This is a genomic window from Bradyrhizobium sp. B097, assembly GCF_038957035.1.
Classification (GTDB): domain Bacteria; phylum Pseudomonadota; class Alphaproteobacteria; order Rhizobiales; family Xanthobacteraceae; genus Bradyrhizobium.
Window position 1 is genome coordinate 4,612,127 of sequence record NZ_CP152412.1, and the last position, 18,551, is coordinate 4,630,677.

The window sequence follows — 18,551 nt, forward strand, 5'->3', positions numbered from 1 at the left end:
CAAGGAAAGCGCCGGTTCGCTCAGCTTCCGACCTGGCCCTCTTGCCGCGACGCAAGATGGGCGCGGCGATCGTGGATCAGGCTTTCGAGCCGATGGGCCGCAACGTTCACCGCGGTGACGGCACGCTCGCTCTTGTCGTCCCCGACCGGCTGGCTGCGCTGCGTCCGCAGCACCTGGTCGATTTCGCGCTCGATCTCTTCCAGCTCCGGCACATGCTCGGCCGCCCGGATCCGAGGTCCCAGCGCATAGAGCATGTCGAGCGCTTCCTGGCGGCTCTTAGTCTCGACCGGCCGGAGAAATTTCCAGGCCGCGGCAAGCACCGATGCAAGGCCCCCCGCGATCATCGGCGCCAGGAAAATCGCATTTCCCCATCGATCGAGAACGCTCTCCCGGGTGCCCTCGTAGAACGCGGCCGCGCCCGGATGTACGGGGATGTAGGCATCTGCATCGGTGTCGGGCGTCACGATCTGCGCCAGCCCGGGCAATTCAGCAAGCAGATCGTGCCGTGCGGTCATGATCGCCTGGGTCAGGTCGCCGATCAGGTCGTTGCCAAGCTTCTTCTGCGCCACCAGGTAGAACGAGGTCCGCAGCGTCGTCAGGTCATCGGGGGGAATTGGCGGCGAGCCCCGCAATGTTCCCTTGGGCACGTCAAAGCTTTCGTAGGCTCGCTCCTTTTCGGCAATCGCGCCCGCGGACTCGATGGCAATCATCACAGGGCCGGTTCGCGATGTGTGCGGGAGAACGCCCCGCAGGAGGGACAGATATTTCTCGGTCAGGGGAATCACGAGCAGGATGGCGCGGACTTCCTTGGTTTCCAGCGCCCGGCGCGCGTCCGAGGGCAGAAGCGGCTTGAACGTCACGCCTGCGCGCGCAAGATCGTACTCGTCCGATAACACCTTGATCAGCTTCTGATTGGTGTCGAACCCGATCACGCCGAGCGTGGTGCGCTTCAGCTCCGTCACGTCAGATATCGAGGCCCCGGGCGGAGCAACGATCAGCACGGCGGCATGGGCCAGCACGATCACGGCCTGGGCCTGTGACAGGTCGCCGACATCGCCACGCACCACCGCAAGGTCGACCTTTCCGGACGCGAACGTAGCGGCAGACTCGAGCGGCCCCGTGGTCTGGACCAGGCGAAGCCGGACCGTCGCCTTCGACTCCGCGAGCTTGCCGGCGATCGCCGAAATGAGCTTGTTCGCCTCGCCATCGAGCGAACCGACGGCGACCGTGAGCGTTGTCGGTCGAAGATGCCAGCGATAGGCGAATAGGCTGGCACCCCCGAGCATCAGCACGAGCCCGACGACCACGGCGATGCGCAACGACCTTGGCAAATTGCTGGGATCCACGGCGCGCTACTCGGTCAATCCGGCGTTGACCGGATTCTGCTTCACAGCGCTCAATATATCGGGCCGCAGAAAGGGTCAAAGGCTGCATGCCGCTAGAGTTTGCAGCGATGATAGGAGACCTGCATCCCCTCGATACCCGGAAACTCGCGTGTGATGGTGTCGTCGTCGACGACCTTGAGGAAGAACTGCACGTTGGACACCATGATCCCCGACGCGCAACTCACGATGATATTGATGTCCTTGCTGTCATCCTTGCGCGATTTGATCTTGCAGTTCTCGAACTTGCCCCTCAGGCGATCGGCCTCTGCGATGAAGCCGCCGCCATAGACCCCGGAGAAATTCGCGAACGTGACCTGGTTCGCCCTGCCCTTGCGGGCGAACACCTTGCCGCATTGATTCGCGCTCGTGGCCCAGGCGCCGGCGAGATCGAACGCGAGCGCATGATCCGGCAGTGCGAAGATCATGCCCGCCACCACGATTGCACGAAGCTTGCCGTCCGACTTCATCTGCAGTCTCCCTGTTCGCGCCCGTCAATGACCACTGAGCACCAGCGTCTGGATCGGCAGCAGCAGAGCCTGGATCCGCAGCAGCAGTGCATGAACGAGTGCGGTCGCGTCGACGGCGTGCAGGGCAAAACCCTTCAACGCGCCGGTTTTCGGATCGGCAATCACGTCATGGTTGCTGGTGTAGGCATTGACGATGCAACTGCTGCCCGGCGTCACGCCATCCAGGCCGTCCTTGTAGAGCGGCTCAAGAAACACGAGGATCGAACCCGGCTTTTGCAGGTTCTGCGGGTCGATCAGCAGCTCGGTGGCCCGAAACTGACCGGCGGCGATGAAATCCTGCACGCTGGTGACGACCAGCGGAATGATCACCCAGGGTTTCGACATGCACGTGGCTTCCGCAACCATGCCCGGCTTCATCACCTGGGCCTCGATCTGCCCGAACCCCGCCTGCAACCTGTTGCGGCCCGCTTCGTCCGGTATCAGGACTCCGGCCGGCCGCATGATCTGGGCGACAAGGTCTCCGGGGCGAACGGCGAATTGCTCGACGCGGCCATCGACGCCGGCACGGACGAACGTCTTGTCGAGATCCACCTGCGCCTGCGCCTGCGCGGCCTCGGCGCTCGCCTTCTCGGCCGGCAGGAGTGTGGAGACGCGCAACGTCGCCGATTCCTTGACGGCGTTAGTCGCATCGACGCCGGACTGCCGCTGATCAACCAGCACCTGCAGCTTCTCGATGTCACGCTGCGGCACAATGCCGGGATTGCGGCGCTGCAATTCGCTCTTCACATCGAGTTCGTCCTTGGCCTGCTGCAATGAGGCTTTTGCCTCCCCGATCTGAGCGTCCGCCTTGACGACATCGGCCTGCGCCGAGATCAGCGACGCATCCACCTCGGCGATCTTTCGCCTGGCGGTCTCGAGCGCAGCCTCTTGCTTCGAACTATCGAGCCGGAACAGAACGTCGCCCTTCTTCACCGGCGCAGTGAAGTCGACATTGACCTCGACGACGCGGCCGGAACCTTCGGGCAGGATCGGCACGGTCCTGAAGTAGATCGCCGCGGAGGTTGTCGAGGGATGGAAGTAGAAGATCATCGTGATCAGGGAGATCGTGAGCATCAGGCAGCCGGTGATGCCCCATCTCAGTTCGTACCAGACAGAGAAGAACGTGATCTCCTTGCCGAACCGCTTGCCTTGCCGATAGCGGCGGTAGAGGTAATCCGGCAGGATCGTCACCAGCGAGCAGATCATGAGCTCAAGCATGGTTGTGCACCTCCTGCTTCGCGGGCGTGCGGACGTCAGGGCTGCCGGCAGGTCCGGATTCGGCTTCCGGTTCGGCAGCGGGCGCGCCCGGCGTCGCGTCGGCGATGCGCTCGACGGAGTCTGCAATGCTGCGCATCGGCGTGCCGAAATCCGGCAGGTCGATGAGTGCCAGCAGCAGGCCGGCGACCCAGAAGATATGCATGTGGGTGAAGAGCGATATCAGGCCGAGCACGGCGACGATCTCAAACTGAAGCTTCTGGGACTTGTGCGCCATGCGCTCCGGCAGGCTGTGCAGCTTCCAGTAAAGGGTGCCAACCCATAGAACTGTCGCTACGAGGAAAATGCCCATCACCACCATCAGGGTGTCGGACCCGTCGGCGCCGGGAATGAAGAACGGCAGATGATGGGGAGCTGCCGGATGCATCTGTTCGCTCAAATTTCATCTCCCGTCCGGGCGCCTGGCGCGTCGCAGCCGTGCCTCGTACCGTGCATTTCCGCCATGCAGCTTGCTTGATCTGGATCAATGAAGCCGGTTGGTTCGCTCCTACCGTTTGAGGCATGGTCGAAGCTTGGGCTTAGGAGTCCCCAGCCATGCGAGACAAAATCGATGACCTGATCCCGAATGCGCACGAGATCCAGAAGCAGGCCTCGCTCAAGGAAGCGGAAAAGGCCGAGGAGCATGCCAAGCGCGCGGCGGCTGTGGAGGCCGAGAAGCGCGCCCTGATCGAGCGGTTGAGCAAGCCGTCCGGACTCAGCGAGGACGAGAAGGTCAAGCTGGCCTCGACGGTGATTCAGCGTGCGGTACGCAACGGGCTGACCGAAGTGCAGGTCTACCGCTTCCCCAACACGCTGTGCACCGACAAGGGGCGAGCCATCAATCAGATGGAGGCGGGCTGGGAAAAGACGCTGACGGGCATTCCGAAGGAAATATACCAGCTTTGGGCGGACTACCTGCAACCGCGCGGCTACCGCATCCGATACCAGGTCGTTGAATACCCCGGCGGCATGCCCGGCGACATCGGCATCGTCATTGCGTGGGGCTAACAGCTCAAACGATGGACGGGTATCAATGGCGAAGGAAAATTCCTCCGGAAAGATGAAGCGCAAGCCTTATGAGGAAGAGCTGCACAAGCTGCAGATCCAGCTCTGCCATCTCCAGGAATGGGTGAAGGCGAACAAGCTCAGGGTCATCATCCTGTTCGAGGGGCGCGATGCGGCCGGCAAGGGCGGAACCATCAAGGCCCTGACCGAGAAGGTCAGCCCGCGCGTATTTCGCGTGGTCGCCCTGCCCGCGCCATCCGATCGTGAGAAGTCCCAGCTCTTCATCCAGCGCTACATGCAGCAGTTTCCGGCCGCCGGCGAAATCGTGATCTTCGATCGCAGCTGGTACAATCGCGCGGGCGTCGAATATGTGATGGGATTCTGTACGCCGGCGGAGCACAAGCGGTTCCTCTCGCTCTGCCCGCAAATGGAACAATACATCATCGAGGGCGGCATCATCCTGATCAAGCTATGGCTCGAGGTCGGGATGGACGAACAGGAACGCCGCTTCAGGGCGCGGATCGACGATCCGCTGCGGCAGTGGAAGCTGAGCCCGATGGACACCGAATCCTACCGGCGCTGGTACGACTATTCCCGGGCACGTGACCTGATGTTCAAGGCGACGAGCTCGAAGCATGCGCCCTGGCACATCATCCGTTCCGACGACAAGCGGCGCGCACGACTGAACTGCATTGCGCACCTCCTGAAGACGATCCCCTACGGACGGGTCAGGCGTGACAAGGTGAAACTGCCAAGGCGCGCCGGCAAAGGACGCTACAACGATCAGGCCGGTCTGCGGGGGATGAAGTTCGTCGAGGAACGCTACTGAAAGGCCCAGGCCGCGCCGGATGCGCAAGCCCGGGTCCTTGCCACCTATTTCAGGCGGATCGTGACACCGCCCACGGCGGCCGAGACTTCGGCGCCGACCTTCGGGCCGCTGAGCTGCAGGATCACGCCATTGGCGTTCTGCAGTTGCACTCCTCCGGCGCCCGCGGCGATCGCACCTCCAGCGCCCGCGGCGCTGTACGAGCCTTCGATTGAGCCGGGCCCCCTCAGGTTGATGGCGCGCCCGACAAGCTTGGTGGTCGAGGCGCCGATCGTGAAGCCGACGCTCATGCCCGACACGGTGAACGGATAATGCTTGCCTCGCAGGGTCAGTACGCCCTCGCCGCCTCCGACACCAACGATAAAACCGCCCTTGGTGAAGATGACGGCGACCGCGCCGGTTTCGGCCAGCGTCGGCGTACTGAAGCCAGCCAATCCGATTGCCAGCGCGGCGAGAGCTCCAAGCAAATCCACTTTCCTCATGATTTCCCTCCAGGGATCGGTTACGCCAACGGATCTATGATGCAGCCTTGAGCTTCGGCGCTGACGCCTTCGGCTTGCCCATCCTGGTGAGAGCCTCGGTCGTCACGAGCTTCAGGCCCTCGGCCGCGTCATAGCCATGGATCTCCTTCACATCGAGCTTGCGCATGAAGTCGATCGTCTCCTGCGTGATGACCTGGCCAGGGACCATGATCGGGAAGCCCGGCGGATACGGGATCACGAAGCTCGCGGAGACGAGCGCGGGCCCGCTCTTCAGGCGCCTGTCGATTTCGGGATCGTTCAGGCGAATGTATTCGCATCCGGCGGCATCATACGCTGAATAGAATCCGCTGCGGATGTCGCCCTCGTTCGTCCGGGTGCCGGCATCGCCGCGATAAGTCTCGTGGAAATGCGAGAAGTTCGGCAGGTCTGGCACGTCCTTCATCAGGCTGTTGACCCGCGCGTCGAAATCGGCCCTGGCGTTCGCTCCGCCTTTGGCGAGGCCCCGATCGATTTCGCCGGAGATTTCGGCCAGCACCCGGACCAGATGCGCGACGTCGCTCCGCGTATTGTTGATGTTGGACTGGATCAGCACCGAGTTGCGCGAGGTCTTGTTGACCTGGATGTTGTAGCGGCTGGCGAGCAGGCCCTTGAACTGCGTTCCATCGTATCCGGCGGTACCGCAGACCAGCGTCATGCGGGTCGGATCGAGGCAGAACTCGTCGTCGTTCAGGCTCTTCAGCGCGCTCGCCCAGTTGGTGCCATCCGCCAGATAGTCGGTGAACCCGCTCTGGCGATACTCCTTGGGGACCATTGCATCCGCACCCAGAACGCGGAAATACCGGGAAATCAGCGGATTGGTATTGACCGCATTGCGGATCGCGAACGCGATCTCCATCGCATTGGCCACCAATCCATAACCCTCGAGCTCCATCTGGCGACGCGAGACGTCGAGGCTCGCAATCAGCTGCTGGTTCGGACTGGTCGATGCGTGCGTGAACACGGCTTCCTTGAACTGCGCCTCGACGGTGTGGAATTCGATGTCCTTGACGGCCAGCATCGAGCCCTGCCGGATCGCCGACATCGACTTGTGCGTCGAGTTGGTCTGGTAGACCCGCAACCGGATCTGACGCGGATCGGGAATCAGCCTGGTCTTGAGCAGTACCTCGTCCGACGGGCTCTTGCCGAGTTCGGCCTGCTGCTTCTCGTAGGCCGCAACCGATTTTGGATCGCGCATCCAGGCTTCGATCTCGTTCGCCGCACCCATCGCGGTTCGCCGTCTCAGGAATGGCGAGAACCGCGCGAAGCCGAACCAGGCCTCGTCCCAGAGGAAGATCAGGTCGGGCTTGATCGCGAGGCATTCCTCCATCACTCGCCGCGTGTTGTAGATGTGACCGTCGAAGGTGCAATTGGTCAGGTCGATCATCTTGACCCGGTCGAGCCGGCCATCGGCTTTCGCGTTCAGCAGCGCCTGCTTGATCGTCTTCAGAGGCACCGCGCCGTACATCGAGTATTCCGTCATCGGGAACGCCTCGACGTAAAGCGGCTGCGCGCCAGCCAGCACCATGCCGTAGTGGTGCGACTTGTGGCAGTTGCGATCGACGATAGCGATGTCGCCGGGACCCAGCAGCGCCTGCACTGCCATCTTGTTGGAGGTCGAGGTGCCGTTGGTCACGAAGTAGACGCGATCGGCGCCGAGTGCGCGCGCGGCCTTCTCCTGCGCTTTCTTGATGTTGCCGGTCGGCTCCAGCATGCTGTCGAGGCCGCCGGTGGTGGCGCTGCTCTCGGCAAGGAACAGGTTCAGCCCGTAGAATTCGCCCATGTCGCGGATCCAGTCCGACTTGAACACGGACTTGCCCCGCGCGATCGGCAGCGCGTGGAAGGTCCCGATCGGCCGCTGCGCGTATTTCTTCAGATTGTCGAAGAACGGCGTGTCGAAGCGATCCTGCACCCCTTCCAGAATTGAAAGGTGCAATTCGAGAATATCCTCGACCGAGTAGAACACCCGGCGCACCACGTCGGCTTCGGGATTGCCGGCCAACTCCTCGACGTCGCGATTGGACATCAGGTAGAGATCAAGCTCGGGACGGATCCGCTTCAGGATATGGGCCAGCCGCAGCGCGGACGCATCGGACTCGTCGTTGAGCCCCATGGCGCCGGTCATGGCACGAAGCACAGGCGCGTCGTGGCGCGAGCGCAACCCAAAGCCTTCATTGATCACCACCGCCGCAATGTTGGGGTTCAGCATTGCCGCGCAGAAAGCGTCCTCGAGATTGCCCACCACCACGGGCTCATAGATGAAGGCGTCGACTGGACGCCGCAGCCTGCGCCATTCTGCCAGGAGTCCCGGCCAATTGCTGGCTGGCACCCCGGTCACGATCAGGGTCTCGAAGTAGGGACGGCGCGCCGCCGATTGTCCGAGAGTTGGCGGCAGCAGATCGGGAACGTCGCCATTGCCGTCGTCCTGCGTGCTCCAGTCCCCGGCGTGCTGGCGGAAGGATTTGGTCTGAAGTGCCTGCGCGATCCGCGTCGAAAGCATGTGCGAGGTTGCGGCGTCCCCCGCCGCGGCGGCTTCCTTCAGCGCCGTCATCAGGCGCAGGCCCGGGTAGCCGTGAAACTCCTCCGTGACCGCAAGCGCCGACAGCGCCGCGTCATACGGCGCACGGTCGCCGCCGCCGCTCCACCGCTTTGCCGCCTCGACCAGATCGCGCCAATTGTCGGCGCGTCCGCCGGGTCCGGAGAAGAATTGATCGATGCGCTGCTGTGCCGGCTTCGCGTCGTTGGCCATCGATATCTCCCGATTTTGGCGCTGGTTCTCCGATTGTAGGAACGGGGCCCACCGTGCGGTTTGATCCAAGTCAAGCCGCAACCGGATGAGACAGGTCTCGTAGCCGGCGCGCGAGCGCCCTGCCTTGCGATGCAACTAGGCCGCAGTGTCGGAGCGGCCCGCATGGCTGCGCACGCTAGGTGTTTGCCGGCGGCTTCCTGTTGTCCAACACGCTGTCGAGCGTGCGCATCCAGTCTGCGCTATCGGTCTTGTCGGCAAGACCATCCGCCTGAAGCAGATCCCGCAACTGCGCGTGCGCGCCGACGATACAGAACGTGATTCCGCGCGATGCGGTTTCCTGGTGAAGATCGTGGAGCATGCGCGACCCCGCGAGGTCGATGAACGGCGAGGCTGACAGGTCGCAGGCCACCAGCTTGACGTCGGGGGACGTCCGGAGCGCCGCCAATACCGTTTCGAAGATCGTCTCGGCATTGACATAAAGTAGCGAGGTTTCCGGGCGGAACGCGATGATCCCGGTCAACGTCTCCACGTCGTCGTGCCGCGCCCGGTCGGAATAGCGGCCGCTACCAGGCAGACGGCCGAGAAACGCGATATTCGGCTGGGACGCGCGCAACAGCAGCAGGAAGATAGTGGCGATGGCGGCCAGCAGCACGCCCTGCAGGATCCCGAGGAACAGCACGGATACGAGCGCGATGACCGCCGCATAGAAATCGATCCGGCTGATCCGCCACATCCTGGCGAGTGCCGGAATATCGACCAATTTGTAGACCGCCGAAAAGACGATCGCGGCAAGCACGGTCTTCGGCAGATTGGTCAGAAGACCCGTGAAAAACAGCAGGCAGAGTGCAAGGGTTGCCGAACAGAACACGAGGGCCAACGGCGTCCGCGCGCCGGCAGCGTCATTCACGGCTGACTGCGACAGCCCGCCGGCGACGGGATAACCGTGCCCGAACGCCGCAGCGAGATTGGCCGCGCCGAGCCCCAGAAACTCCTGCCGGACATCGAGTGCATAACCGTGCTTTGCCGCAAAGCTTCGCGCGGCGGACACGCCTTCCACGTAAGCCAGCACAAGGCATCCGGCGGCGATGGGAAACAGATCGTCAAATTCGAGCAAGCCGAACGTCGGCAGCGCAAGGCTTGGCAACCCGGTCGGGATCTTTCCGGTCACCGGCAATCCCATGTCCGCAAGTCCAAGGACGGAGACCGTGAGGATCGAGAGCGCCACCACGGCGAGCCCAACGGGCCTTCCCGGCAGCCTGCGCTCGCCGAGCAGGAGCAGCACGGTCGCAGCCGCACCGATGCCGAGCACCAGCGGCCGGGTATCGCCCAACTGGCCGGCCAGCTTGATCGCGCGGTCGAAAAAATTGTGGCCGCCGCCTGCCACGCCGAACAGGCTCGGCAGCTGGCTCATGATGATGGTGAGCCCTGCCCCGGCCTTGAAGCCGACCAGGATGCTGTCGCTGATCAACCGCACCAGCAGGCTGAGCCTCAACAGCCAGGCGATCAGGCAGAGCGCCGCGACGCTGAAGGCAACGAGGCTGACGATCTGTCCGTAACGCGTGGCATCGCCGCCGGCCAATATGCCGACGGCGCCGGCGATCATCAGCGAGATCGCCGAGGTTGGTCCGACCGCGAGTTGCCGGGATGAACCCAGCAACGCGTAACCCACGCCGCCAAGCAGGTAGCCATAGACGCCGATCTGCGGCGGCAGACCGGCGAGGCCCGCATAGGCCAGCGACACCGGGATCGCGTAGGCCGCCAGCGTGACCCCGGCGATGGCGTCGCCGCCCAGCCAGGAGGCGCGATAGTCGGCAAGCCAGTTCGCCGGCGGAAACCGTCGGACCCAACTTGTCTCGCCCTGGATCGACATCAAGTCCGCCGTATCAAGCCGCATTGGACGCATGTGGTTGTGCCGGGCGGACCGATCCACGTTGATTCAGATCAAGCGTCGCCCTCGCGGATCAACACTACGATTGTCGTGACCTGCACATTTGCGGGTGAAACGCCGGAAGGCATGGCATGCGTCAGCACGGCTTACGGGCCCTCGCGACCGTAACACTTCTCCTGCTTGGTCTGACCACCCCGGCACGCGCCGACGACACAAGCCCATCCCAACGCATCCAGGAGGAGATCTGGGCATTGCCGCTGCCGCTACCCATGTTCGCCTATCTGGTTCGACCGCTCGGCGACGGCCCTTTCCCGTTGGTCATCATGAACCACGGCGTGTCGCTGAAGGCCCGGGATCGCAGCTTCTTCCCGCTGGTCGAGTTTCGTGATGCCGCAATGTGGTTTGCGCGGCGCGGCTATCTCGTGGTGGCACCGGTCGGCACCGGCTATGGCGCTGCGGCCATCGATATTCCGGAGCGCGGTCTTTATGGCCCGTTCTTCTCCAAGATCGGGAAATGCGCCAATCCGAATTTCCTCGATCCGGGTCTCGCCGTCGCGCAGGTCGATCTCTGGATCATTGATTACATGGCCGCCGAAAAGCGCACCTTGCCGAACGGCGTCGTCGTCGTCGGGCAGTCGGCCGGCGGCTGGGCCGCGATTGCGCTGTCGAGCCTTAACCCGCCGCAAGTCAAGGCCATCATCACCTTCGCGGCGGGCCGCGGCGGCCGTGTCGACGGCAAGCCCAACAACAATTGCGGTCCCGAAAAACTGGTCGAAGCAACCGGCGTGTTTGGCCACACGTCGCGGGTGCCCATGCTGTGGCTCTACATCGAGAATGACACGTTCTTCGGCCCGGCCCTGTCGAAGCGAATGTACGAGGCCTTCACGCGCGCCGGCGGCCGGGCCGAGTACCATCTATTGCCGCCGTTCGGCGACGAGGGGCATTTCCTGATCGGCTCTCCCGATGCCATTCCCATCTGGTCGCCATTGGTCGAGCGATTTCTGGACAACGTTCGCTAGGCGCAATCTCGCTGGAGGAGCATCCATGGTCCGATATGGTGGCTTGTACGGTGCCTCGTATGGTCCCTTGGCGACGTTGGTGCTGTTCGCGGTCAACATCGGTGCTGCACACAGCCAGCAGGCGCCCCCGCCGCCCGCTGCGGTCAAGGACGGCGCGGAGGTGGCTCCGCGGGGCGCACGCGCGGCGCGGGACGTTAAATTTGGCGAATGGCGAAAGCTCTGCTTCACCGCGGCTGGCGCCAGGACATTATGCCGGACCACGATCACCGGCACCTTCGGGACCGGCCAGACGGCCGCTCGCGTCGATCTGATCGAGCGCGAAGACGGGACCTCCCGCCTCCAGCTTTTCCTGCCGGTCGGGATGTACCTGCAAGCCGGGGTCAAGCTGTCGGTCGACCAGCAGCAGGTCCATCGCATGCCCTATACCTGGTGCGTGAGCAACATGTGCATTGCAGCCGATGTTGCCGATCCCACGCTCATCGAGCAAATGGATCGCGGAAAGATGCTCTCGATAGAGGTGGTCGACACCAGCATTCTGACCTTGACGACATCGGTGCCGCTCGACCGCTTTGCGACCGTTCGCAAGGGAGCACCCGCGCTGACGCTCGATCAAGCCATCGACGAATGATCGAGACGCGCGCTCGCTGCGCCAACCAATAATTGTTCGATCGGCTGCATCAGCGACTTTGCCGTGAACGGCTTGGTCAGATAGGCCACGCATCCCGATGCCATTGCGGCCATGCGTGTCGCCGGGTTGTCATTTCCGGTGATGTAAATGACGGGGACCTCGATGCCTTGATCCGCCAGGCGATGCCGCAGCTCGATCCCTGAACCATCGCTGAGATTGATGTCCAGGATCAGACACAGCGCGCCATCGAAGCCACCGTCACTTAGCAAAGCAGTTCCGGTCTCGAATAATCTGGATGCAAATCCATATTCCCGAAGCAGCCGTCCGATTCCCCGGAGCATCGAGGGGTTATCGTCCACAACGAAAACAATTCTCGGGGTCGGCAAATTCTGAAACCTCCACCTCGGCGCCGCGATCCGATGCCCATGTCCCGATGCAGGACACTTAACCTCCATCGGCGCGCGACACCGTCGCGGGCACTGTTGGAGATAAACGCCGTCACAGAGCTTTCATATTGTACCATGGGACAGGACGGCCGCAGCCGCGCCCGCGGCGGGTCACCCCTTGACCTCAACCGTCAAGCTCGCGCGCGCCGAGCCGCTCGGCGATCGAGACCAGCTCGGCAAGCGACTGCACCTTCATCTTCTCCATGACCTGGTGACGATGCGCCTTGATCGTGCGTTCCGTCGTGCCGAGCTCATAGGCGATCTGCTTGTTGATCCGACCGCGCACAATCAAATCGAATACCTGCCGCTCGCGCGGGGTCAACCTTGCCAGCAGCGCGCGGAGTGAGTCGAGCCTGGTTCGCCGGCTGCGGGTCAACTCGTGCCGCGCGACAGCGCGATTGATTGCCTCGATCAGTTGCTCTGACGCGATCGGCTTGGTCAGGAAATCCTCGGCTCCGGCCTTGATCGCCTGCACGGTCGTCGCCGTGTCGGCATGTCCAGTGAGGAATACGATCGGAAGCGTTGACTCCAGCTCGTTGAGGCGTATCTGCAGCTCCGGACCACTCATGCCGGGAATGCGCACGTCCAGCAGGATACAGCCGGCATCTTCGTCGCCCGGCAATTGATCAAGCAGTTGCCGGGCCGATGCATAGGTCGCAACACGGTAGCCGGCGAGCTTGAGCCTGCGCTCAAGTGCTGTGCGAAACGAGGCGTCGTCGTCGACAATATGCACGTAAGCGTGCATTACCCTCTCTCCTACACAACCGACGACAAAGACTGCGATCGTTAAGTTAGCACTGCCTCCTGCTAAAGTAAGAGCCCAAACGCGCTATGCCGCCAGCGGCAATGACAGATGGAAAGCCGCTCCACCACCGGACTGGTTCTCAGCCCAGATCTGACCACTATGTGCCAGAACGATCGTCCGCGCGATAGACAGTCCGATGCCCATTCCCTGCTCCTTTGTTGTGAAGAACGGATCGAAAATCTCGTTCAGCCTGTCCGGGGGAATTCCCGGACCGGAATCGGAGATCGAAATCACGGCCGACGCCCCTCCGTTGACTTCGGTACGACCGATGATCGTGCGTCCGTAGGGCATCTTTCCCATTGCGTCCATGCTATTGACCACGAGGTTGAGAATGACCTGCTGCAACTGGACCGGGTCTCCTTTCACCAGCAGGGTCTGCGGCGACGTCTGCAGGTAGATTGCGACGTTGCGTGCCGACGCCTGCAGCTTGAGGAAATCGAATGCTTCCCGCATGGTCTGGTTGAGATCGATCTCCTTCTTCTCAAACGGCACACGCTTCAGCAGGCTGCGCATCCGCCGGATCACCTCGCTCGCACGCAAATCATCGCGCTTGATGTCGGAAATGATTTCCCGCACCTCCTGAAGGTCGGGCGTCGGCGAGCCGAGGATCAGTTCCGCGCTCTCGGCATTGGTCAGGATCGAGCCAAGCGGCTGGTTGAGCTCATGCGCAATCGAGGACGACAATTCTCCGGCGGTCGCCTGTCGATTGCTATGAGCAAGCTGGGAAAGGCGATTGCGGGCCTCGACCTCCGCCTTTCGTCGCATGAACCGCTCGTGCAGCAGGAACGCAATCAGCATGGTCTGGACCAGCAACGCCGCAGCGAGCGCAACGGCCCGCCAGCGATACTTTTCCAGAAAGGTCGGCTCCCGGAAGCGGATTTCGCTGCCTTTCGGCAGACTGGCTTCGCTGACATTCCAGCGCTGCAGCTGCTGCCAGTTGAAGATCGGCTTCACGGCATCGATGATCGACGGCGGCAGGTTTTCCGGCGCCTCGCCATCCAGGAGCCGCAGCGCCCTGTGTGCCGCCTCGGCGCCGATCAAGGACGGGACGATAACGAATCCGCCGATGCCGCCCGGCTCGAGGAACGTCTCCGCCGCAACGACAATGGGACGATTTGCCTTCGCTGCGACAAATGCGAGGGCATCTGAGGGTGGATAATAGTTGCCTTTGCCGTCGCTATAGAGCCCTGTGTAGATGATCGCGCTGTGGTCCGGTAGCGCGGCAACCTTGTCGATGACGTCAGGCATCGGACGTCCGATGATCTCGATCAGGTCGAGGCCCGGAAGGCCGGCCGCCGCCTGGTCCTTCCAATTGCGAAAAAGAACTTGCCGATCCCATTCTGCGCCAACGAGCACGACCGTCTTGAGGTCTGGCAGCACAGCGCGGGCAGCCAAGACGGCATCCTTGAGCTTCAAGGTCACGATCCCGCCGGTGACATAGGCCGGCGGCCGCAATCGCCTGAAATCGGCCTCTTCGACCAGCGTAAACACGATCGGCGTGTCGGGCCAAAGCTGCGGGCGCCAGCGGATTGCAAGCTCGAGCGCCGCCGCTCCAACGGCAATCACGACGCCGATCGGTCGATCGCGGTATTTCTCCTCGAGAAATCTCCGGAAATCCTCCTGATAGGCCTCACCGCCGAAACGATTGAGATCGAGGCTTTCCGTGTAGATTGTCGTCGGAGCGTGACCGTGCGCGCTCACGGCCTCCCTCAGTCCAACGAAGACCTGATAGTAGAACGGGCCGCGCCGATCGGACTGGTCCAGCACCAGCATGGAATGCGGGCGCACCTCTTGCGCCCAGAGACCAGCCGGCGACAGCAAGCTCGCCAGCAGGATGATCAGTCCAGAGAGCCGAATTACCTTGCCCATAGCGCTCGGAGCCGGAGACCAACGGGTTCAGGAAAACTAGCACGGTTATCGTCGTAAATGCTGAAAAGTAGTCCAAGGCTTGCGTATCAATTACGAACAAATTGCCGCATTCCCCGCACCCTGTCCTTTGGGACAATGGCCTCAAGACCAATAGAGGCTGGTCGGGACGTGTCGTAGTCATTGCGCGCGGACAAGCATTTTCGAGCCGCCACGGACGCCGCAACGTCATAGTAAAGAGAGTTGGTCCATGTTCGCTCACGTCATTGTCAGACCGGCAAACGTACCGAGCATCCTCGGTGGGCTGACCGCCCAGCACGCCAACTTCATCACCAGCGAATTCCACTACAGAAGGGGTGCCGAGATCTACGGCGAGAAGGAGCCCGCGGAGTACGTCTACCAGATCGTTTCCGGCGCTGTCCGCAGCTACAAGCTGCTCTCCGACGGACGGCGTCAGATCGGTGCTTTTCACCTCGCCGGAGACATTTTCGGCCTTGAGAATGCCGAAACCCATCGCTTCACGGCCGAAGCGATCGTCGACACGAACGTGCGCCTCACCAAGCGGATGAGCCTCGAACGGGTCGCCCATTCCGACTCCACCCTCGCTCGCAACCTGCTGATCATGACCACGAGCAACCTGCAGCATGCCGAAGACCACATGCTGCTGCTCGGCCGCAAGACCGCATTGGAGCGGGTCGCCGCGTTTCTGCTCGAAATGGACCGCCGGCTGACCGGCGTCGGCGTCGTCGCCCTGCCGATGTGCCGGCGCGATATCGCCGACTATCTCGGGCTGACGCTGGAGACCGTATCGCGTGCACTATCCAGGCTGCACGCCTACGGGGCCCTCAACTTCCTCGGCTCGAACCAGCGCGAAATCATGCTGGTTGACCGCGACCAGCTCTCCAGATTGGACAACTGACCGCGACATTACCGGGATTTCGGGAGCGTCCCCTGGCGTTCGATGGTCTTTTGCAGCACCTCGAACAGGACCGCCGTCGACCAGCCGAACATCAGGATGCCGTTCATGGCGGCCATCGGGCCGACCAGCAGCCACTGCTTGACCGGAACGACGTCGCCATAGCCGAGCGTGGTGTAATTCACAAAGGCGAAATAAAGCAGATTGCTGTCCGCGGGCGCTGCACCAATTGCAAGATAGGCCAGTGACCACACGACGATCTCCAAGGTGTGAGCCATCATCAGTATGAGCGCGGTCGCCACCATCACACCGCTGAGCTGCAGCCCAAACCGGCCAGTGGCGCTCAGGGTGACATTGCGCAGCAGTCCGATCACCCCGACGGTGAACAACGAGTGCAGTACAATATTGATCGCGCTGACCGCCGATCCCACGATGAGTTGAAATAACATCATCCCTGCCCCGCCAGCCGGGCGCGGTCGTCCCGGATCCATGCCGTAATCAACTCCCAGCCGACCGCGAGAATGATGGGACCGATGAACAGGCCCACGATGCCATGCGCCAGCGTGCCGCCGATCACGCCGATAAAGATGACGAGCGCCGGCGTGGTCAGGCCCCGCCCCATGACCAGCGGCTTCAGCACATTGTCGAGGACGCCGACGACCAGGAAGAACAGCGTCAGGGCGAGCGCCGTCGTGAAGTCCTTGGTCGACCAGAGCCAGATGATGACGGGAAACAGCACGATCGCCGCCCCGATCTGCACGATCGCCAGCAGCATTACGACAAATGCCAGCAGCCCCGCGCTCGGAATCCCCGCCAGCTTGAAGCCAACGCCGGCCAGCAGCGACTGCAGGACGGCGACGCCGATGACGCCCTGCGAAACCGCCCGAATTGTCGCGCCGGCGAGGTCGAGGAAGTGCTCGCTCTGCTCCGGCACGATCCGGGACAGGAAACCCCTGCATGCCGCGGCAAGCTGCCGGCCGTGGGGCAACAGGAACCCTGCCAGCACGACCGCCAGCAGAAACTTCAACATTCCGACGCCGGCATTGCTGGCAAACGCAAACAGGATCCCGGCCAGCGGCTTCAGATGCGGCACGACCTCGCGCAACACGGCGCGCAGATTGATCGACGCGCGGTCCCAGAGGTCGTAGAGCGGGCCGCCGATCAGCGGCCAATCCTTGATCTCCGGCATCGGCGATGGCACGGCCACGTTACCGGCGCTCAGTTGTCCGGCGAGCTCCCGCACCCCCTCCACTGCCCCGATCCCGAGCCAGGCCGCCGGTCCGATGACGACGCCCAATACGGTCAAGGTCAGGACCAGGGCCGCGATGCCTGCACGGCCCCCGAGCATCCCTGTGAGCCAGTTGAACACCGGAAAGAGCGCGACCGCGAGTACGACACTCCAGGCCAGGATCGGCACGAACGGGCGGACCAGGACGAACGACCAGTAGATCAGCAGCGCCAGCAACCCGAGGCGAATTGCGAGCTGGATGAACTCGTCTCCGGCCACGAGTTGGCGAAGGGTTTTCAAGAACGAGCTCTCGGTTGAGCGTCAGTAGGCACACGGGAGGCGGTGCCATCGCCTTGCCACAGGTGGCTTGATCCAGATCAAGCGTCGGATGGCGCCGGCTGACAGGCTCGCCTCCGCCGTTTCGATCGCAGCCGGCGTGTCACCCTGATGTGGAGGACGTCATGAAGAACACCAAAATCTTGCTGGCCTTGACCCTGCTTGCGAGCACGGTCGGCATTGGCACGGGCGAGGCGGCCCCGCTGCCGACCAACATCGCGGCCATGAAAGGCGTGGTCGACAACAACGCCGTTCAGGTCCGTTGGGGCGGCTGGGGTGGTGGCTGGCGCGGAGGCTGGGGCTATCGCGGTTGGAGAGGAGGCTACGGCGGCTGGGGCTATCGAGGATGGGGCGCCGCCGCTGCCGGTGCGATCGTCGGCGGAGCCATCGCGAGCTCGGCCTATGGCGGATACCCGTATTACGGCGCCGGATACGGCTATGGTTATGGCTCCGGATACGGCTATTGCCCGCCTGGCGCAGGTTACGGCTACGGCTACTACGCCCAGCCGCGCTATTACGGTTGGTAGGTCGGCCGTTGCACTCCCGGCTCGGTCGCGGTGAAGTCACCGCAGGCCGAGCAACGAACGCCGATAGCCGCTCTCGCGCGCTTCGTTCCTGCACACGAAACTGCCGTCGAATCCCCTGGCGTAGCGGCGCTGTCCCTTGAGGTAATAACGTTCGCGGCGGAAATCGAGCCACACCACGGTATCGCCGGGACAATGCCGCTGAGCCTGGTCCTGACGACGGAACGATGTCAGCGGCAGCGCGACCGCTTGCAGCGCGCAGCAGAACAGGACAATCGTGGCCGAGGCCACGATCGTGGCCTTTGCCGCCGGATGGCCGCGCCGTCCGGTCGAATTTGCAACTATTTTGAAGCGCATTCATTGCCGCCCGGCTGGGGCCTCTGGTTGCAGGCGCCGAACTCGCCGCCGGTTTCAGTTCGCTCAGATTTAGATGAGAGGTCCGCTCAGAGCGACAGCAATCCAAAAGCAAACGCGACAGTCGACAGCATCCCGGCCGTCATGACCGTTATCCTGAAGGCAAGATCGCCGTCGATCGCTTCAAGCAAACGATGCAGCCAATGGCGCGCACCGGCCGGCTCTCCCGCTCGAAACACTCGTCGAAACATGCCGCTGCGGTTGCCCATGATCGTCATGGTAGATCACGGAAAAACCG

Annotated in this window: 20 protein-coding genes; 6 read left to right on the forward strand and 14 right to left on the reverse strand. The window is 62.8% G+C overall.

Features of this window, described 5'->3' with window-relative positions; genetic code table 11:
- Positions 1-20: 20 nt before the first annotated feature.
- The 4 genes from AAFG07_RS21745 to AAFG07_RS21760 all read right to left on the reverse strand — a co-directional run bounded on the left by AAFG07_RS21745 (position 21) and on the right by AAFG07_RS21760 (position 3,545).
- The gene (locus AAFG07_RS21745; RefSeq protein ID WP_342729020.1) at positions 21-1,331 is read right to left on the reverse strand and encodes a TAXI family TRAP transporter solute-binding subunit; all 1,311 of its coding nucleotides are present in this window, start codon (positions 1,329-1,331) and stop codon (positions 21-23) included.
- 107 nt (positions 1,332-1,438) lie between these two features.
- Positions 1,439-1,852: a hypothetical protein gene (locus tag AAFG07_RS21750; protein WP_342729021.1), complete on the reverse strand. Its 414-nt coding sequence runs from the start codon at positions 1,850-1,852 to the stop codon at positions 1,439-1,441.
- 24 nt (positions 1,853-1,876) lie between these two features.
- Positions 1,877-3,109 carry a biotin/lipoyl-binding protein gene (locus AAFG07_RS21755; RefSeq protein WP_342729022.1) on the reverse strand — a complete coding sequence of 411 codons (1,233 nt, stop codon included), beginning with the start codon at positions 3,107-3,109 and terminating at the stop codon, positions 1,877-1,879.
- The gene (locus tag AAFG07_RS21760) at positions 3,102-3,545 is read right to left on the reverse strand and encodes a hypothetical protein (RefSeq protein ID WP_298374503.1); all 444 of its coding nucleotides are present in this window, start codon (positions 3,543-3,545) and stop codon (positions 3,102-3,104) included. Before AAFG07_RS21760 ends, AAFG07_RS21755 begins: the two co-directional genes overlap by 8 nt.
- A gap of 155 nt (positions 3,546-3,700) precedes the next feature.
- On the opposite strand from AAFG07_RS21760, the gene AAFG07_RS21765 reads away from it, so the two are divergent.
- Complete coding sequence (locus AAFG07_RS21765; protein WP_342729023.1) at positions 3,701-4,153, forward strand: hypothetical protein; 453 nt, start codon at positions 3,701-3,703, stop codon at positions 4,151-4,153.
- 25 nt (positions 4,154-4,178) lie between these two features.
- Positions 4,179-4,979, forward strand: a complete 801-nt coding sequence (gene ppk2 / locus AAFG07_RS21770) for a polyphosphate kinase 2 (protein WP_342729024.1) — start codon at positions 4,179-4,181, stop codon at positions 4,977-4,979.
- Between the two features lie 44 nt (positions 4,980-5,023).
- Here ppk2 and AAFG07_RS21775 read toward each other — a convergent pair whose 3' ends face one another.
- From AAFG07_RS21775 to AAFG07_RS21785, 3 genes are all read right to left on the reverse strand, one after another.
- Positions 5,024-5,458, reverse strand: coding sequence for a hypothetical protein (locus tag AAFG07_RS21775; protein ID WP_342729025.1), 435 nt, complete (start codon positions 5,456-5,458; stop codon positions 5,024-5,026).
- A gap of 34 nt (positions 5,459-5,492) precedes the next feature.
- Positions 5,493-8,243 (reverse strand): decarboxylase, encoded by a 2,751-nt coding sequence (locus AAFG07_RS21780; RefSeq protein WP_342729026.1) that lies wholly within the window; start codon positions 8,241-8,243, stop codon positions 5,493-5,495.
- A 175-nt stretch (positions 8,244-8,418) separates the two neighbouring features.
- A complete protein-coding gene (locus AAFG07_RS21785) occupies positions 8,419-10,113 on the reverse strand; it encodes a SulP family inorganic anion transporter (RefSeq protein WP_342729028.1) in 1,695 nt (564 codons plus the stop codon).
- Positions 10,114-10,262: 149 nt separating this feature from the next.
- Between AAFG07_RS21785 and AAFG07_RS21790 the strand changes: the two genes are divergently transcribed.
- Complete coding sequence (locus AAFG07_RS21790; RefSeq protein ID WP_342729029.1) at positions 10,263-11,150, forward strand: dienelactone hydrolase; 888 nt, start codon at positions 10,263-10,265, stop codon at positions 11,148-11,150.
- A 79-nt stretch (positions 11,151-11,229) separates the two neighbouring features.
- Positions 11,230-11,778 carry an invasion associated locus B family protein gene (locus AAFG07_RS21795; protein WP_342729030.1) on the forward strand — a complete coding sequence of 183 codons (549 nt, stop codon included), beginning with the start codon at positions 11,230-11,232 and terminating at the stop codon, positions 11,776-11,778.
- Here AAFG07_RS21795 and AAFG07_RS21800 read toward each other — a convergent pair.
- From AAFG07_RS21800 to AAFG07_RS21810, 3 genes are all read right to left on the reverse strand, one after another.
- Positions 11,760-12,119 (reverse strand): response regulator, encoded by a 360-nt coding sequence (locus tag AAFG07_RS21800; RefSeq protein ID WP_342729031.1) that lies wholly within the window; start codon positions 12,117-12,119, stop codon positions 11,760-11,762. The genes AAFG07_RS21795 and AAFG07_RS21800 overlap by 19 nt on opposite strands.
- Positions 12,120-12,348: 229 nt before the next feature.
- Entirely contained in the window at positions 12,349-12,969 is a 621-nt protein-coding gene (locus AAFG07_RS21805; RefSeq protein WP_342729032.1) for a response regulator, read from the reverse strand.
- Between the two features lie 84 nt (positions 12,970-13,053).
- The gene (locus AAFG07_RS21810) at positions 13,054-14,898 is read right to left on the reverse strand and encodes an ABC transporter substrate binding protein (protein WP_342729033.1); all 1,845 of its coding nucleotides are present in this window, start codon (positions 14,896-14,898) and stop codon (positions 13,054-13,056) included.
- A gap of 247 nt (positions 14,899-15,145) precedes the next feature.
- On the opposite strand from AAFG07_RS21810, the gene AAFG07_RS21815 reads away from it, so the two are divergent.
- On the forward strand, positions 15,146-15,814 hold the full coding sequence (locus AAFG07_RS21815) for a helix-turn-helix domain-containing protein (protein WP_342721971.1): 669 nt from the start codon (positions 15,146-15,148) through the stop codon (positions 15,812-15,814).
- Positions 15,815-15,822: 8 nt separating this feature from the next.
- Here the strand turns inward: AAFG07_RS21815 and AAFG07_RS21820 are convergent, their stop codons facing one another.
- Together AAFG07_RS21820 and AAFG07_RS21825 are read right to left on the reverse strand one after the other, a co-directional pair.
- On the reverse strand, positions 15,823-16,260 hold the full coding sequence (locus AAFG07_RS21820; protein WP_342729209.1) for a potassium channel family protein: 438 nt from the start codon (positions 16,258-16,260) through the stop codon (positions 15,823-15,825).
- Positions 16,260-17,339 (reverse strand): AI-2E family transporter, encoded by a 1,080-nt coding sequence (locus AAFG07_RS21825; protein ID WP_342721972.1) that lies wholly within the window; start codon positions 17,337-17,339, stop codon positions 16,260-16,262. Before AAFG07_RS21825 ends, AAFG07_RS21820 begins: the two co-directional genes overlap by 1 nt.
- A 161-nt stretch (positions 17,340-17,500) precedes the next feature.
- Here AAFG07_RS21825 and AAFG07_RS21830 point away from each other — a divergent pair, with 161 nt between their 5' ends.
- Positions 17,501-17,902: a hypothetical protein gene (locus AAFG07_RS21830; RefSeq protein ID WP_342721973.1), complete on the forward strand. Its 402-nt coding sequence runs from the start codon at positions 17,501-17,503 to the stop codon at positions 17,900-17,902.
- Between the two features lie 36 nt (positions 17,903-17,938).
- Here AAFG07_RS21830 and AAFG07_RS21835 read toward each other — a convergent pair whose 3' ends face one another.
- Entirely contained in the window at positions 17,939-18,256 is a 318-nt protein-coding gene (locus AAFG07_RS21835) for a hypothetical protein (RefSeq protein WP_342721974.1), read from the reverse strand.
- Between the two features lie 86 nt (positions 18,257-18,342).
- A complete protein-coding gene (locus tag AAFG07_RS21840; protein WP_342721975.1) occupies positions 18,343-18,531 on the reverse strand; it encodes a hypothetical protein in 189 nt (62 codons plus the stop codon).
- Positions 18,532-18,551: the final 20 nt, after the last annotated feature.

Excerpts from the sequence above, each read along its gene's own strand:
- AAFG07_RS21815 (WP_342721971.1), top strand. The coding sequence starts at position 15,146 with ATGTTCGCTCACGTCATTGTCAGACCGGCAAACGTACCGAGCATCCTC.
- AAFG07_RS21835 (WP_342721974.1), bottom strand. The coding sequence starts at position 18,256 with ATGCGCTTCAAAATAGTTGCAAATTCGACCGGACGGCGCGGCCATCCG.
- AAFG07_RS21840 (WP_342721975.1), bottom strand. The coding sequence starts at position 18,531 with ATGACGATCATGGGCAACCGCAGCGGCATGTTTCGACGAGTGTTTCGA.
- AAFG07_RS21820 (WP_342729209.1), bottom strand. The coding sequence starts at position 16,260 with ATGTTATTTCAACTCATCGTGGGATCGGCGGTCAGCGCGATCAATATT.
- AAFG07_RS21755 (WP_342729022.1), bottom strand. The coding sequence starts at position 3,109 with ATGCTTGAGCTCATGATCTGCTCGCTGGTGACGATCCTGCCGGATTAC.
- AAFG07_RS21810 (WP_342729033.1), bottom strand. The coding sequence starts at position 14,898 with ATGGGCAAGGTAATTCGGCTCTCTGGACTGATCATCCTGCTGGCGAGC.
- AAFG07_RS21785 (WP_342729028.1), bottom strand. The coding sequence starts at position 10,113 with ATGTCGATCCAGGGCGAGACAAGTTGGGTCCGACGGTTTCCGCCGGCG.
- AAFG07_RS21780 (WP_342729026.1), bottom strand. The coding sequence starts at position 8,243 with ATGGCCAACGACGCGAAGCCGGCACAGCAGCGCATCGATCAATTCTTC.
- ppk2 (WP_342729024.1), top strand. The coding sequence starts at position 4,179 with ATGGCGAAGGAAAATTCCTCCGGAAAGATGAAGCGCAAGCCTTATGAG.
- AAFG07_RS21775 (WP_342729025.1), bottom strand. The coding sequence starts at position 5,458 with ATGAGGAAAGTGGATTTGCTTGGAGCTCTCGCCGCGCTGGCAATCGGA.
- AAFG07_RS21750 (WP_342729021.1), bottom strand. The coding sequence starts at position 1,852 with ATGAAGTCGGACGGCAAGCTTCGTGCAATCGTGGTGGCGGGCATGATC.
- AAFG07_RS21805 (WP_342729032.1), bottom strand. The coding sequence starts at position 12,969 with ATGCACGCTTACGTGCATATTGTCGACGACGACGCCTCGTTTCGCACA.
- AAFG07_RS21790 (WP_342729029.1), top strand. The coding sequence starts at position 10,263 with ATGCGTCAGCACGGCTTACGGGCCCTCGCGACCGTAACACTTCTCCTG.
- AAFG07_RS21830 (WP_342721973.1), top strand. The coding sequence starts at position 17,501 with ATGAAGAACACCAAAATCTTGCTGGCCTTGACCCTGCTTGCGAGCACG.
- AAFG07_RS21765 (WP_342729023.1), top strand. The coding sequence starts at position 3,701 with ATGCGAGACAAAATCGATGACCTGATCCCGAATGCGCACGAGATCCAG.
- AAFG07_RS21800 (WP_342729031.1), bottom strand. The coding sequence starts at position 12,119 with ATGCTCCGGGGAATCGGACGGCTGCTTCGGGAATATGGATTTGCATCC.